This is a genomic window from Methylomonas sp. LW13 (genome assembly GCF_016865255.1).
In the GTDB taxonomy this organism is placed as follows: Bacteria; Pseudomonadota; Gammaproteobacteria; order Methylococcales; family Methylomonadaceae; genus Methylomonas.
Genome location: NZ_CP033381.1, coordinates 1,274,691 through 1,288,012, shown reverse-complemented (window position 1 = coordinate 1,288,012; position 13,322 = coordinate 1,274,691). Strand labels below are relative to the sequence as shown.

At 50.9% G+C, this 13,322-nt stretch carries 15 protein-coding genes; 10 read left to right on the top strand and 5 right to left on the bottom strand.

Annotated elements, in window-relative coordinates:
* The 3 genes from JL719_RS05750 to JL719_RS05740 form a co-directional block, all read right to left on the bottom strand.
* Positions 1 to 1,725 (bottom strand): SPOR domain-containing protein, encoded by a 1,725-nt coding sequence (locus JL719_RS05750; RefSeq protein WP_033158849.1) that lies wholly within the window; start codon positions 1,723 to 1,725, stop codon positions 1 to 3.
* A gap of 63 nt (positions 1,726 to 1,788) precedes the next feature.
* Positions 1,789 to 2,520 (bottom strand): class I SAM-dependent methyltransferase, encoded by a 732-nt coding sequence (locus tag JL719_RS05745; protein ID WP_033158848.1) that lies wholly within the window; start codon positions 2,518 to 2,520, stop codon positions 1,789 to 1,791.
* The gene (locus JL719_RS05740) at positions 2,517 to 2,822 is read right to left on the bottom strand and encodes a DUF1244 domain-containing protein (RefSeq protein WP_033158847.1); all 306 of its coding nucleotides are present in this window, start codon (positions 2,820 to 2,822) and stop codon (positions 2,517 to 2,519) included. The genes JL719_RS05745 and JL719_RS05740 overlap by 4 nt, the downstream gene beginning before the upstream one ends.
* Positions 2,823 to 2,934: 112 nt before the next feature.
* Here JL719_RS05740 and JL719_RS05735 point away from each other — a divergent pair, with 112 nt between their 5' ends.
* Genes JL719_RS05735 through JL719_RS05715 form a run of 5 tightly spaced genes read left to right on the top strand, consistent with a single transcriptional unit; the run spans position 2,935 to position 5,390 of the window.
* Positions 2,935 to 3,264, top strand: coding sequence for a hypothetical protein (locus tag JL719_RS05735; protein WP_129871354.1), 330 nt, complete (start codon positions 2,935 to 2,937; stop codon positions 3,262 to 3,264).
* A gap of 26 nt (positions 3,265 to 3,290) precedes the next feature.
* Entirely contained in the window at positions 3,291 to 3,833 is a 543-nt protein-coding gene (locus tag JL719_RS05730; protein ID WP_033158845.1) for a septation protein A, read from the top strand.
* Positions 3,833 to 4,135: a YciI family protein gene (locus JL719_RS05725; protein WP_033158844.1), complete on the top strand. Its 303-nt coding sequence runs from the start codon at positions 3,833 to 3,835 to the stop codon at positions 4,133 to 4,135. Before JL719_RS05730 ends, JL719_RS05725 begins: the two co-directional genes overlap by 1 nt.
* Positions 4,132 to 4,395 carry a BolA family protein gene (locus tag JL719_RS05720; RefSeq protein WP_020482975.1) on the top strand — a complete coding sequence of 88 codons (264 nt, stop codon included), beginning with the start codon at positions 4,132 to 4,134 and terminating at the stop codon, positions 4,393 to 4,395. The genes JL719_RS05725 and JL719_RS05720 overlap by 4 nt, the downstream gene beginning before the upstream one ends.
* Positions 4,396 to 4,409: 14 nt before the next feature.
* A complete protein-coding gene (locus tag JL719_RS05715; RefSeq protein WP_051670415.1) occupies positions 4,410 to 5,390 on the top strand; it encodes a peptidylprolyl isomerase in 981 nt (326 codons plus the stop codon).
* Positions 5,391 to 5,473: 83 nt separating this feature from the next.
* Here JL719_RS05715 and JL719_RS05710 read toward each other — a convergent pair whose 3' ends face one another.
* Positions 5,474 to 5,677, bottom strand: coding sequence for a (2Fe-2S)-binding protein (locus tag JL719_RS05710; RefSeq protein ID WP_084153452.1), 204 nt, complete (start codon positions 5,675 to 5,677; stop codon positions 5,474 to 5,476).
* A 239-nt stretch (positions 5,678 to 5,916) separates the two neighbouring features.
* Here JL719_RS05710 and JL719_RS05705 point away from each other — a divergent pair, with 239 nt between their 5' ends.
* Genes JL719_RS05705 through JL719_RS05685 form a run of 5 tightly spaced genes read left to right on the top strand, consistent with a single transcriptional unit; the run spans position 5,917 to position 11,880 of the window.
* Positions 5,917 to 6,393: a formate dehydrogenase subunit gamma gene (locus tag JL719_RS05705; RefSeq protein ID WP_033158843.1), complete on the top strand. Its 477-nt coding sequence runs from the start codon at positions 5,917 to 5,919 to the stop codon at positions 6,391 to 6,393.
* Positions 6,393 to 7,937, top strand: coding sequence for a formate dehydrogenase beta subunit (locus JL719_RS05700; RefSeq protein ID WP_033158842.1), 1,545 nt, complete (start codon positions 6,393 to 6,395; stop codon positions 7,935 to 7,937). Before JL719_RS05705 ends, JL719_RS05700 begins: the two co-directional genes overlap by 1 nt.
* 20 nt (positions 7,938 to 7,957) lie before the next feature.
* Positions 7,958 to 10,810, top strand: coding sequence for a formate dehydrogenase subunit alpha (gene fdhF / locus JL719_RS05695; RefSeq protein ID WP_033158841.1), 2,853 nt, complete (start codon positions 7,958 to 7,960; stop codon positions 10,808 to 10,810).
* Between the two features lie 14 nt (positions 10,811 to 10,824).
* Positions 10,825 to 11,664, top strand: coding sequence for a formate dehydrogenase accessory sulfurtransferase FdhD (fdhD, locus tag JL719_RS05690; protein WP_033158840.1), 840 nt, complete (start codon positions 10,825 to 10,827; stop codon positions 11,662 to 11,664).
* A 27-nt stretch (positions 11,665 to 11,691) separates the two neighbouring features.
* Positions 11,692 to 11,880 carry a formate dehydrogenase subunit delta gene (locus tag JL719_RS05685; RefSeq protein ID WP_276308146.1) on the top strand — a complete coding sequence of 63 codons (189 nt, stop codon included), beginning with the start codon at positions 11,692 to 11,694 and terminating at the stop codon, positions 11,878 to 11,880.
* A 148-nt stretch (positions 11,881 to 12,028) separates the two neighbouring features.
* Here JL719_RS05685 and JL719_RS05680 read toward each other — a convergent pair whose 3' ends face one another.
* Complete coding sequence (locus JL719_RS05680; RefSeq protein ID WP_033158839.1) at positions 12,029 to 13,321, bottom strand: TolC family outer membrane protein; 1,293 nt, start codon at positions 13,319 to 13,321, stop codon at positions 12,029 to 12,031.
* Position 13,322 lies beyond the last annotated feature (1 nt).

Here is a 13,322-nt window from a genome sequence, read left to right as displayed (position 1 = left end):
CTATTCTTTATTGCGGGTAACCCACACCGAATCGAGATTGAGGGTTTTCTTGATTTTTGCTGCGTAAGCCGCCGCTTCGTATTGGGTTTTAAAACCGTCCACAAACAAACGATACCAGTTCTCGCCCTTGGATTCGGTTTTGACTACCTTGGCAGGGACGCCCTTGCCCGCGAATTCTTGGGCTTTACTCTTGGCATACCAATCCTGTTTAAACGCAATTAAATTGACCGCCCAATTTTCTTCCACCGGTTCCGGCTTTTTCTTCTCCGGTTTAGGGGCCGGCGCGGCAGCTTGCGCTCGACCTTTTTCCAAGGCACTCACCTTGTTTTGCAAGGCTTCTATGGTGGCGCCTATTTGCATGATCTGGCTGCTGATTTCGGCAGAAGGCTTGGCTTGATCACCGTTGGCCTTTGCCGCACCCGGGTCAGCATGCCCAGCCTTACTTAATTCAGCGATCTGAGTGGCCATCACACCATTGCTGACCGTCAATTCATCCAGCTGTTTGCGCAACATTTCCTTGTCCGCGGCATCGCTGGTGGGCGCGGCATTCACTTGCTCCTGCAATTTCCCGATAATAGTCACCAACTCGCCGACTTGCGACTTGGCAATCATGCCTTGTATGCCTAACCCAGTGCCAATCAGCAGCGCCGCCACCGCGATGCCGTTCGCCACATAGGCAGCTACCGGTTTTTTCGCCGCCAAGGCCTCCACGGCCCGTTTGGTTTTCTTCTGTTCGGTCTGCACGCTTTCCAGACTATCCAGACAACCCAGCAGCTCATTTTTACCCGCCGCCTCGGTTAAATCGTGGCGCATCTGCTGCTGATGCTTCTTGAGGTCGACGATATTCCGATTCAAAGCGGCAATTTCGCTGCTATGATCGATGACTTGTACCTGCGGCACCGGGCTTGCTTGAACTTGTTCGGCCGCTGCGGCAATCGGCGCTGTTTCCGGCTCGTTAGCCTGGACAACGACTAATTCTTCCTCGTTTTCTTGCTCACTGACAGCCGCCGCCAATATCTGATCCAAATCTGGTTCCGGTTCCGGCGTGCTTGGTTGGACGTTGTTATCGGGTTCTTCCAAATCGGCAAAATCATCGACGATTGGAGGTACCGCTGGTGCATATTCGTCATCAGCCGAAATATCGAAATCCGCAATTAGAAAATCGGCATTACCGCCTGCCAAGTCAGCGTCATCGGAAAACTCGTCTATTTCAGCCATATTCTCCAGGTCGTCCACCGCGGTTTCCGGCAAACCCACCACGGCCACCGGGGCATCCTCCGCAAAATCATCGATTTGCCCTACCCTTTCTAACTCCGCGACTTCTTCAAACACGTCATCAACCGGCAATTCTAAAGGGGCCTGCTGATTTTCGACATCGACGATGTCGACAAAGTCATCGTCAACTACTTGCTGCTCGCGTCCGGGATTAATGCCTAAATCAACCGCCAAATCGTCGCCAAACTCGTCAATATCGTCTGCTAAGCTCGATGCAGCCTTAGGTTCATTCGCACTCAGTAATTCATCGATATCCGCGAACTCGTCGATTTCCTGTTGCGCATCCGGCTCGAATGTCTCGTCGCCCACCAGCAAACGATCAATGGCTTCGTCATCATCTATCGTGCCAACCTGTTGTTCGGAGGGGTCGCCAATATTAAGCATGGCATCCAGATCGTCGGCAAACGCATCCAAGGTTTTTTTATTTTTACTAGCAGTCGATTCAGCCATGTTTTTTCTCGTTTAAGCTGCACACAGTTCAGCAAATCCTGATTTGTAGAACAGCACAAAATATCATTTAAGCGCAGTGACCAAGGCATTGACCTCCATGCGTTGCTGCAATTCGATGTCCCGAAAACCCGCCTCAGCCATCTGCGCCAACACGACGGATTCGCGCATCACGTGAGTTTCCGACTCGTCGTTAAACAGATGGACTATCCAATGTTCGAGTAAATCCAAGCGGTTGATTTCGGTCAAAACCTTAAAGTAGCCGCCAACCTCTCGCTGTATGCAGCGGGTATGCGCGCTAATATCATCCAAAGCATACCGGTCGCCGTTGACGAATTTTCCACCCGGCTTTAATACCCGATATATTTCTGCCAACACTTGCCGCCGGTAATCGCTATGGAAATTATGCAAAGTGTATGCCGACGCCAAAATATCGACGCTGTTGCTCGCTAAACCCTGCAACGCCGTCAACGCATCCTCGCCGGAAAAACGTAACCTGCCCGCGGCAACCCAATCGCGCAAACTCTGCTTCGCCTGATTTTGCATGGTGGGTTCGTTATCGACACTCAATATACTAAGGTTGTCCGCGGCGGTCAGGATCGCCAGCGTAGTAATCCCCGTGCCGCCCCCGAGCTCAACCACTGCCTGCGGCGTGCCTTGCTCCTCACAGTAATTGCCAACAATTTCACCGACCAAGCGACTCATTTCCGTCGCAAATGGGCAGATCAAATTTAACATTTGATATTCTTGACCCATCACGCTGGAGAACATCGCATCGAAGCGGTTTTCGTCTGTCATGATTGTGCTTTCAATTTTTGCTTTGCGTCATACGCTGCCAGTTGTTCAGGCGTGGCCTCGCGTTGATGTTTGTCTTTCCATTCACTGTACGGCATACCATAGACAATCTCCCGCGCTTGCTCGTAATTGATGTCAATTTCACGCTCGGCTGCCGCAGCTGCATACCATTTAGCCAGGCAATTCCGGCAGAAATCGGCGAGCACCATCAGTTCGATATTTTGGACTTCGGGATGCTGTTGCAAATGGACCAGCAATTTTCTGAAAGCCGCGGCTTCCAGCTCGACGTTATTGGACTGAATCATGAAATCCTCCTTTAAAACCGGCATTTTAGCAGCAAAGCCGTTAGGTTCATGTACAATTGCAGCCAAAGATTCTACAATGAAGTAATTGATACTTGGGCTCTAATCGCGCTTTGTGAACACAATACATAGTTCATCCTTGGCTTTTTATCCGGTCGGCTATAACCAGCCGAGAGCCGCACGGCTGGATAATAATCTTGAACAAAAGCAAAAGCCTAATAATGACGAAACCGGGATACCTCGGCAGAATCCTGATTTACCTAAAACATCGTCAACCGCTCAAATCAAGGCCGCTTTGGCGGACAACGGATTGACCGTAAGCAATAACGACCAACCAAATAATTCGCGCACCTTGAAAGCATTGAACGCCTACACAGAAAACCGCAATCAACCCGCTCAAAGCCGGGTTGCCGAGATCATTTCCGGTATCGATCTTTACGTCTAACTCCCTCCCATCTTTCAACACCAATCATGAAGCCGCTTTTAGAGTTTTTCCCAATCGTTCTATTTTTTGTCGCTTATAAACTGTACGACATTTACATTGCCACCGCCGTCGTAATCGCCGCCACGGTTGTGCAGGTCATCAGCTATTGGCTGCTATATCGTAAAGTGGAAACCATGCAGTGGATTACGCTGGGGTTGATTTTGGTCATGGGTGGAGCAACGTTGTACTTACAAGACGAACAATTCATTAAGTGGAAACTGACCATAATTGAGTGGCTATTCGGCGGTGCATTTTTAGTCAGCCAATTCGTTGGCAAAAAGACTTTCATAGAACGCATGATGGGCGCAAACCTGGAATTGCCTGATCGCATCTGGAAACGCCTTAACATGAGCTGGTCCATGTTTTTTATCGGAGTCGGCTGTTTAAATTTGTACGTAATGGCGAACTACAGCACCGACGACTGGGTCAGTTTTAAAACTTTCGGTGTTCCTGGCCTGATGCTTATTTTTATTGCCGTACAAATAGTGTTCTTGTATAAGTTTATTCCCGCACCAGAGGCTAAAGAGTAATGTTGTATGCCGTCATAGCCGAAGATGTCGCGGACAGCTTGAGTAAACGCCTGGCCGCCCGCCCACAGCATCTGGAACGATTAACCGCATTACAAAACCAAGGCCGCTTGGTTTTGGCCGGACCGCATCCTGCGATAGATAGTGATAACCCCGGCGATGCCGGATTTAGCGGCAGCCTGATTGTTGCCGAGTTTGCCAGTCAGCAGGATGCGCAAGACTGGGCCGATGCCGATCCATATATCTCCGCGGGCGTATATGCTCGTGTTACCGTTAAACCTTTCAAACAAGTATTTCCCCAATGACAGCCGACCATATCAGACAAAAGCTGGAAGAAGCTTTTAAGCCAGAATTAATCGAAATCATCGACCATAGCGCTGCGCACGCCGGTCACGCCGGCAACAAAGGCGGCGGTCATTTTCATGTCACCCTCATATCCACTCAATTTGAAGGTAAATCCCTGGTACAAAGACATCAGCTGGTTTATCAAGCTTTGGGCGACATGATGAAGGATGAAATCCATGCCCTGGGCATTAATGCTTTAACCCCCTCTGAAAACAGCTAAAGGAAATTCTTAAGATGAAACTGAAACTTATTCCCCTGATACTAGCCAGTAGCGTATTGTTACCCGGTTGCTTCGAAGAAAAAGCTAAGGAAGCCGCCGCACCAGCAGCGCCGACTGTCAGCAAAGAGGACGCGGTTGCTTCGGTTAACGGCACCTATATCAGCAAGAAAACCTTGGAAACCTTGGAAAAGGAAATTGCGGAACGCAGCCAAGGCCAAACATTCCCGAAAGAACAGCTACTGGAAGAACTGATTCAACGCGAATTGCTGATTCAACAAGCGGTGCAAAAACAACTGGATAAATCGCCGGAAGTAATCGAACGCATGGCAACCGTAAGAAACTCCTTGCTGTCGCAAGCAGCGTTACAAGATTACCTAAAAGCCAATCCGGTCACCGACGAAGAAATCAAAGCGGAATATGACTCGAAAATGGCTAACATGGGCAGCGAATACAAAGCCCGTCATATTTTGGTTAAAACCGAAGACGAAGCAAAAAAACTGATTGCAGAACTGGAAAAAGGCGGGGATTTTACCGCGCTGGCTAAAAAGCATTCTATCGATCCAATGGGCTCCGAAGGTGGCGATTTAGGTTGGTTTACCGCAGACCGTATGGTCCCGCCATTTTCTGAAGCAGTGGTTGCACTGGAGAACGGCAAATTCAGCAAAACACCGGTACAAACTCAATTTGGCTGGCACGTGATTCTGCGCGAAGAGTCCAGAGCTTTGACACCACCGCCATTTGATTCCGTCAAAGAACAAATTCGCCCAATGTTACAGCGCCAAAAAGCGCAAGCCATGATCGAAAATTTGCGTAAAAACGCCAAAGTTGAAGTCTTGCTGCCGCCGACACCGCCAAAGCAAGAAGAGGCTCAACCAGCAGCGCCAGCTGATCAGGCTGCACCAGCACCTGCTGCGGAGGCCACTCCGGCCGAACCGGCCAGCGCCGCACCTAACGCAGACGCAAAACCCACCGAACCAGCGGCTACAGCTAAATAACGCACACCCAACAGGGCGGTCCAACCGCCCTGTCTTTTTATAGTACAAGTCTTATATTGCTATAAGCTCAGCTTTCTAAATAACTATGCCGCTTGGACTTGAACTCGGGCGTGCATCTTCCGATTCTGCGTATTTTCATCCAGTAAAGCTTTAATACTGGCTGTGCATTTCCCACATACACCGCCCGCCCCCGTGCACTGCATTAGTTGCCTGCGATTGCACACACCTTGGCTAATTGCCTGCCTAACCTGCCTATCGGTGACCGCTTTACACACACACACGTACATAACACCCTCTCTTAACTCATATGCATATTAATGATAACAATTATCATTTAAAAGTAAAGTATCCACCATCACATTTTTTTCCACGCGAACTTCCGAAACCAATCAGAGTCCGAAGATGCAATTACCTTGCTTTGCTTAGGAAATACGCGGGATTGAGGCATGAACCCGAATTGCAAACCCGGGTTTGTTCATGATTAAATAGGACGATAACCTTTTCGTCATTTATTACAGAGCCAATGATGCAAGACTATCAAACCCAAAAACCCACCGTGTTGGAAATACTGGACACTCATCAAGCGATGCCGGGTAATCTGTTGCCCATATTGCATGGTATTCAGGACACACTGGGCTACATCCCGCCGGCTGCCGTAGTAGACATTGCCAAATCACTCAACCTTTCCCAAGCGGAAGTCCACGGGGTTATTAGTTTTTATCATTACTTCCGGGAAACTCCGCCCGGAGAGCACACGATAAGGATTTGTCGGGCCGAATCATGCCAAGCCATGAACGGTAAAGCATTGGAAACCCATGCCAAACAACAGCTTGGCATCGACTTTCACGAAACAACAGCCGACGGAATTTTTTCATTAGAACCTGTTTATTGTTTGGGTAACTGCGCTTGCTCGCCATCAATCACGATAGACGACGAGGTGATTGGCCGCGTCACAACCGAAAAATTCGACCGATTGCTAGCCACTTATAAAGGTGCCAAATAATGACCCGCGTATTCATATCCCGCGACTCCACCGCGCTTTCCTTAGGTGCGGAGCAAGTTGCCAAGGCCTTAGCACAGCAAGCCTCCAGCAAAAACCTATCAGTAGAAATTGTCCGCAACGGCTCGCGCGGATTGTTCTGGCTGGAAACCCTCGTAGAAGTCGAAACCAGCCAGGGCAGAGTTGCCTATGGCCCAGTGCAAGCAGAAGATGTGGCATCTTTACTCGATGCCGGCTTGCTAGAAGGGAAGCAACACCCACTCTATTTAGGCAACATTGAAGAAATAGCTTATTTCAAAAATCAAAACCGTCTTACCTTTGCCCGCGTTGGCATAACCGACCCAGTCAATATCGACGACTATTTGGCTCACGATGGATACCGAGGTTTAAAAAATGCGCTGGCCTTACAACCAACCGAGATCGTCAAGCAAGTAACTGACTCAGGCTTACGCGGTCGTGGCGGCGCGGCGTTTCCAACCGGGATCAAATGGAATACGGTGTTAAACGCGCCTGCAGACCAGAAATACATCGTCTGCAACGCCGACGAAGGCGACTCAGGTACCTTCTCCGACCGGATGATCATGGAAGGCGACCCCTTCGTATTGATCGAGGGTATGACTATCGCTGGCTTGGCGGTGGGCGCTACCCAAGGTTATATTTATCTGCGCGTCGAATATCCGCACGCCAAAATCGCACTGAATCAAGCCATCGAAGCCGCCTACAAAAACGGCTATCTGGGCGAAAACATTCAAAGTAGCGGCAAAACCTTCCACTTGGAAGTGCGTAGCGGCGCGGGCGCTTATATCTGCGGCGAAGAAACATCTTTATTGGAAAGCTTGGAAGGCAAACGCGGATTAGTGCGTTTTAAGCCGCCGCTTCCCGCTATCGTCGGCCTGTTCGGCAAACCCACCATCGTCAACAACGTCATTTCGCTGGCTTCGATCCCGGTGATCCTAGACAAAGGCGGCGAATATTATAAAAACTACGGCATGGGGCGTTCGCGCGGTACCCTACCCCTACAACTGGCTGGCAACATCAAACATCCAGGGTTGTTTGAAGTGGCTTTCGGCATGACCTTGCGCGAGCTGCTTTACGATTACGGCGGCGGCTCCGCCAGCGGCAGGCCGATACGCGCGGTTCAGGTGGGTGGTCCATTGGGTGCCTATCTGCACGAAGGCCAGTTCGATACCCCGTTGGATTATGAAGCCTTCGCGGCAATATCAGCGGTATTAGGCCATGGCGGCATAGTGGTTCACGACGACACCGTCAATATGGCCGACATGGCCCGTTATGCAATGGAATTTTGCGTGGAAGAATCCTGCGGCAAATGCACACCTTGCCGAATCGGATCGACACGCGGCGTCGAAGTAATAGACCGCATTGTCGACGGCGTGCAAAAGGATAAAAACACCGTGTTGTTGCGCGATTTATGCGACACCATGACTTACGGATCTTTGTGTGCGATGGGCGGCATGACACCATTCCCGGTGTTGAGCGCGCTGAATCATTTCCCTGAAGACTTTGGCCTCGAAGCCGCCAAAGCCTGATCGATTACCAGGAGATAAATATGTCTGCCAATAACGAAATAGATTACGGAACTCCCGCGAGTTCGTCTGCAAATCAAGTCACTCTGGAAATCGACGGCCATAAGGTCACTGTCAATGCCGGCAGTTCCGTAATGCGCGCGGCCGCCGAAGCAGGGATCAGCATTCCTAAACTGTGCGCCACCGACAGCCTCGATCCGTTCGGCTCGTGCCGAATGTGTCTGGTGCAAATCGAAGGCGCCCGCGGCTATCCAGCGTCTTGTACCACCCCGGTCGCGGAAGGCATGAAGGTCTGTACCCAGAACGATAAGTTGGCCAGCATCAGACGCGGCATCGCCGAACTGTATATCTCCGACCATCCTTTAGACTGTCTGACCTGTGCCGCCAACGGCGACTGCGAACTGCAAGACACCGTCGGTCAAGTTGGCTTGCGTGAAGTCCGCTACGGCTTCGACGGCGAAAACCATCTGAATTCCGAAAAAGACACCAGCAATCCTTATTTCAGCTTTGATCCATCGAAATGTATCGTTTGCTCGCGTTGCGTACGCGCTTGCGAAGAAGTGCAAGGCACTTTCGCCCTAACTATTGACGGGCGAGGCTTCGACTCCAAAGTCTCTCCAGGCCAAAACCAGCCATTCATGGAATCCGAATGCGTATCCTGCGGCGCTTGCGTACAAGCTTGCCCTACAGCGACGCTGATGGAAAAATCGGTAATCGATAATGGCGTACCGGAACACAGCACAATCACCACCTGCGCCTATTGCGGTGTCGGCTGCTCATTCAAAGCCGAAATGAAAGGCGAACAACTGGTACGCATGGTGCCGGACAAAAACGGCCAAGCCAATCATGGCCACTCTTGCGTCAAAGGCCGTTTTGCGTTCGGTTATGCCACGCACAAAGACCGCATCACTACCCCCATGGTCCGGGAAAAAATTTCCGATCCTTGGCGCGAAGTTAGCTGGGAAGAAGCCATTAGCTTTGCTGCCAACAAATTGAAAGGTATCCAGGCCAAATACGGTAAAGACTCAATCGGTGGCATTACTTCATCGCGTTGCACCAACGAAGAAACCTATCTGGTGCAAAAATTAATCCGCGCCGGCTTCGGTAACAACAATGTCGACACCTGCGCCCGCGTTTGCCACTCACCGACCGGCTACGGATTGAAAAGCACATTTGGTGAATCATCCGGCACCCAAACCTTTGACTCGGTGATGCAGTCCGATGTGATTATGGTAATCGGCGCCAACCCGACTGACGGCCACCCGGTTTTCGGCTCGATGATGAAACGCCGCTTGCGCCAAGGCGCAAAACTAATCGTAGTCGATCCACGCAGCATCGACTTGGTGAGCAATAGCCCACATGTAAAAGCCGACTATCATCTTAAACTGCGCCCCGGCACTAACGTTGCCGTTGTCACTGCATTGGCTCACGTCATCGTCACCGAAGGCCTGGCGGACGAAAAATTTGCGTTGGAACGTTGCGATGTCGAGTCGTTTAACAAATGGAAAACCTTCGTTGCGCTGCCTCAGCATTCACCTGAAGCCGTTGCCGAATTGACCGGCGTGCCTGCCGAGAGCATGCGCGCGGCAGCCCGCTTGTACGCAACAGGCGGTAATGGTGCGATTTATTACGGCTTGGGCGTTACCGAACATAGTCAAGGCTCCACGACCGTTATCGGTATTGCAAACCTGGCCATGGCAACCGGCAATATCGGCCGCGACGGCGTCGGCGTCAATCCGCTGCGCGGACAAAACAACGTGCAAGGCTCTTGCGATATGGGTTCGTTTCCGCACGAGTTCGTCGGCTATCGTCATGTTTCCGATTCGCAAACCCGCATTCAGTTCGAGACAGCTTGGAACGTAGCGCTGTCATCCGAACCCGGCTTACGCATCCCGAATATGTTTGCCGCAGCTATCGACGGCAGTTTCAAAGGCTTGTACGTACAAGGTGAAGACATCGCTCAGTCGGATCCAGACATAACGCACGTTCACCACGCGCTACGCGAACTGGAATGCTTGGTGGTACAAGACATTTTCCTGAACGAAACGGCCAAATTCGCCCACGTATTTTTACCGGGCTCCTCGTTCCTGGAAAAAAACGGCACCTTTACCAATGCCGAACGCCGAATTTCACCAGTTCGCAAAGTCATGACCCCACTAGGCGGCAAGGAAGACTGGGAAGTAACCCAGGACTTGTCCAACGCCCTGGGTTATCCGATGAATTACAATCATCCTTCGGAAATCATGGATGAAATCGCGGCTCTAACGCCGCAATTTGCCGGCGTCAGTTACGAAAAAATCGACGAAATGGGCAGCATCCAATGGCCTTGCAACGACGAAACCCCGGACGGTACACCGATCATGCACGCCGATCACTTCGTCCGCGGCAAAGGTCGTTTCATGCTGACCGAATACGTTGCCACCGAAGAACGCACCAGCAGCAAGTATCCATTGATCCTGACCACCGGCCGAATCTTGTCGCAATACAACGTTGGGGCGCAAACCCGCCGCACTGAAAACGTTGCTTGGCATGAAGAAGACCGTCTGGAATTGCACCCGCACGATGCCGAAGTCTTAGGCATCAGCGATGGCGATTGGTGCGGCGTGAAAAGTCGCTCCGGCGAAACGGTATTGCGCGCCAAGGTCACGGACCGCATGCAGCCGGGCGTGGTTTATACCACTTTCCATTTCCCGCATTCAGGCGCCAACGTTATAACCACCGATAACTCGGACTGGGCAACCAACTGTCCGGAATACAAGGTTACAGCGGTGCATGTTGCAAAAGTCGCGCAACCGTCGGCATGGCAACAGGAATACCAAGACTTTTCCGACAACCAGTTGTCTTTGCTGGAAAACCGCATCGCGGTCAACGAGTAAACCGCAACCGATTTATGGATGCAGTCTCAAGCGAACTGGGCTGGACCAGCTATCGAACCGGCACGTTCGATAGCTGGCGCGGGCCTGTTCATACCGCGAAGGAAGATTATGTCGCCGAAGAAGTGCCGGTGGTGTTGGTCTACAACACCATTCCGCATGTGGTGATGCTGGCAACGCCCCTTAATTTGGAAGATTTTGCGCTGGGTTTCAGCCTGACCGAGGAAATCATCGGTCATCCATCCGAATTGCAATCGATACGTGTCGTACAACGCTCCAAAGGCGTGGAAGTCAGAATGACGATTCCGGAAGCCCGATTCGAGAAACTGCACGGCAAGGGAAAAAACATGACCGGCAGAACCGGTTGCGGTTTGTGCGGAGCCACTACGTTGGAACAAGCCATCCGCCACCCGCATCATGTCGGCCAAGGTTTAGCGCTTAGTGCACATCTATTGAGCAGCGGTTTCGCCGATATGGCGCAAAAACAATCTCTGAATTTATTGACCGGCGCGGTCCATGCGGCAGCGTGGCTGCATCCGGAACGCGGCATCGTTGCGGTACGGGAGGATGTCGGCCGCCACAATGCACTGGATAAACTGATCGGCTCATTAGCCAAAGCCAACTGCAATTTTGAAAATGGCTGGCTGCTAGTGACCAGCCGCGCCAGTTACGAAATGGTACAAAAAGCAGCCAGCGTTGGCATCACACTGCTGGCAGCCATATCCGCACCTACCGCATTAGCGATTCAATTGGCGGAAGAGTGCGGACTGACTCTGGTCGGCTTCGCCCGTCACGAGAATCACATGATCTACACTCACCCTCATCGTTTACAACATTACCAAGAATCAGCCGCATAGAACATGGATAACCATAATCTCATTAAAATGGCCAATAACATTGGCGCTTTTTTTAAATCCGAACCCGATCGGGAATTGGCCATTAAAGGCGTTGAACAACATATCCGCAACTTTTGGGAACCGCGCATGCGTAAAGCGATTGTAGAATACGTGCAACAAGGTGGTAAAGAGTTGATGGAGATAGTGTCGGAAGCGGTATTGCGTATTGCCAAGTAGCTCTAGCTGGTCAAATTGTATTGAATCAGTTTATCGACCAGCGCTCCAAACGGCTCATCAGCCTCATTGAAAACTTCTCCCCAAATAGGTTCAATTTGGGGGGAAGTCTAAGTCTCTACCTAGCCTTAACTATTAACGATTGATCGCCTTAGTCAGCGGCACTAAGCGGTTGAACTTCGGCTGGCAAGGTCGTACCCAAATACTTATTCAATTGGCCTTTGCTCGCTAAAATCCGGAATTGCGAAAACAACTCGTCATATTTGGCATTGATATACGAACTTTTGGCAATATAGGCCTCGTTGAAGGTATCCAACAAGTCCAATAACGTACGTTGACCGATATTGAATTGCTGCTGATAAGCGCTGATGGTCTTCTCGCTGGAATCGACGTGCTGTTTAAAAAACTCCAACTGACTTTTCACGGTTTGGTGAGCCACCCACGACAAACGCATGCTTTCAATCACCTGCCTATGCGTATTATCACGAATATCCTTGGCCTGGTTGATCAACTGCGCGGTTTGCTCGCGGCGGGCTACATCCTTACCGCCGTTAAAAATGTTATAGCGCATGCGTAACATTGCCGTCATATCCGAGTTGGTACCGCGAATCCCGTCCAGATTGTAGTTATGACTGACGCCTGTCTCAATATCAAAACGCGGAAAATAAGGCGCCATAGCCGTAGCATGTTGGGCAAATGCCGAATCGATATCGGAATTGGCCGATTTCAGAATAGGATGGTCGGCCAACGCTTCCTCTATAGCTTGATCAAGCGTCTGAGGTAATGCGGCTTCAGGGGACTGAATCGGCTGAATCCCTTCCGGCAGCATACCTATGACTCGCAAGAAACTGGTCTCGGCATCTTTCAAATTACCGATTTCGGACAACACATTCTTTTCCGCCAAGGCTACCCGGCCCATCGACTGGTCGACGTCGGCCCGTTTGCCCACGCCGCGTTCACTACGCAGTTTGATTTGATCGTTGGTACCTTGATGGCGTTGCAGATTTTCCTTAGCCAGATTCAACAACTCCTGACGCCGCAACACCTTGATATAGGCTTCAACACCATCAAGCGCGGTTATTTCCGATCGGCCAAATACGGTGTAAGCCCTTGAGTCGGTGCGAGCTTCCTGTCTCTCCACTTCATTCGGAGTAGCCAGGCCATCAAACAACATTTGTCTGGCCAGAATCGCCCCTTCCTCCCTATGATAAAAAACCGATCCGTCACCGCGGCCACGAGTGGTAGGGTTATTCGATTCTTCCCAGCCGATGCCGGCTGTGACATCCACCGTTGGGAAATAGCCGGCCTTGGCTTGGCCGATTTCCTCTTCAACCGCGCGGCGTTCTGATTTGGCAGCTTGGACTTGGGGATTTTCATCCAATACTTTCTGAATAGATTCTTGCAAACTCAACGCCTGGCTGCTGGATACACAGGCCAAATGCATG

Bases quoted from the DNA above. Each gene is read 5' to 3' on its own strand.
- JL719_RS05715 (WP_051670415.1), top strand. From the start codon at position 4,410: ATGAAACTGAAACTTATTCCCCTGATACTAGCCAGTAGCGTATTGTTA.
- fdhF (WP_033158841.1), top strand. From the start codon at position 7,958: ATGTCTGCCAATAACGAAATAGATTACGGAACTCCCGCGAGTTCGTCT.
- JL719_RS05710 (WP_084153452.1), bottom strand. From the start codon at position 5,677: ATGTACGTGTGTGTGTGTAAAGCGGTCACCGATAGGCAGGTTAGGCAG.
- JL719_RS05745 (WP_033158848.1), bottom strand. From the start codon at position 2,520: ATGACAGACGAAAACCGCTTCGATGCGATGTTCTCCAGCGTGATGGGT.
- JL719_RS05705 (WP_033158843.1), top strand. From the start codon at position 5,917: ATGCAAGACTATCAAACCCAAAAACCCACCGTGTTGGAAATACTGGAC.
- JL719_RS05730 (WP_033158845.1), top strand. From the start codon at position 3,291: ATGAAGCCGCTTTTAGAGTTTTTCCCAATCGTTCTATTTTTTGTCGCT.
- JL719_RS05680 (WP_033158839.1), bottom strand. From the start codon at position 13,321: ATGCATTTGGCCTGTGTATCCAGCAGCCAGGCGTTGAGTTTGCAAGAA.
- JL719_RS05700 (WP_033158842.1), top strand. From the start codon at position 6,393: ATGACCCGCGTATTCATATCCCGCGACTCCACCGCGCTTTCCTTAGGT.
- JL719_RS05725 (WP_033158844.1), top strand. From the start codon at position 3,833: ATGTTGTATGCCGTCATAGCCGAAGATGTCGCGGACAGCTTGAGTAAA.
- JL719_RS05740 (WP_033158847.1), bottom strand. From the start codon at position 2,822: ATGATTCAGTCCAATAACGTCGAGCTGGAAGCCGCGGCTTTCAGAAAA.
- JL719_RS05750 (WP_033158849.1), bottom strand. From the start codon at position 1,725: ATGGCTGAATCGACTGCTAGTAAAAATAAAAAAACCTTGGATGCGTTT.
- JL719_RS05685 (WP_276308146.1), top strand. From the start codon at position 11,692: ATGGCCAATAACATTGGCGCTTTTTTTAAATCCGAACCCGATCGGGAA.
- JL719_RS05720 (WP_020482975.1), top strand. From the start codon at position 4,132: ATGACAGCCGACCATATCAGACAAAAGCTGGAAGAAGCTTTTAAGCCA.
- fdhD (WP_033158840.1), top strand. From the start codon at position 10,825: ATGGATGCAGTCTCAAGCGAACTGGGCTGGACCAGCTATCGAACCGGC.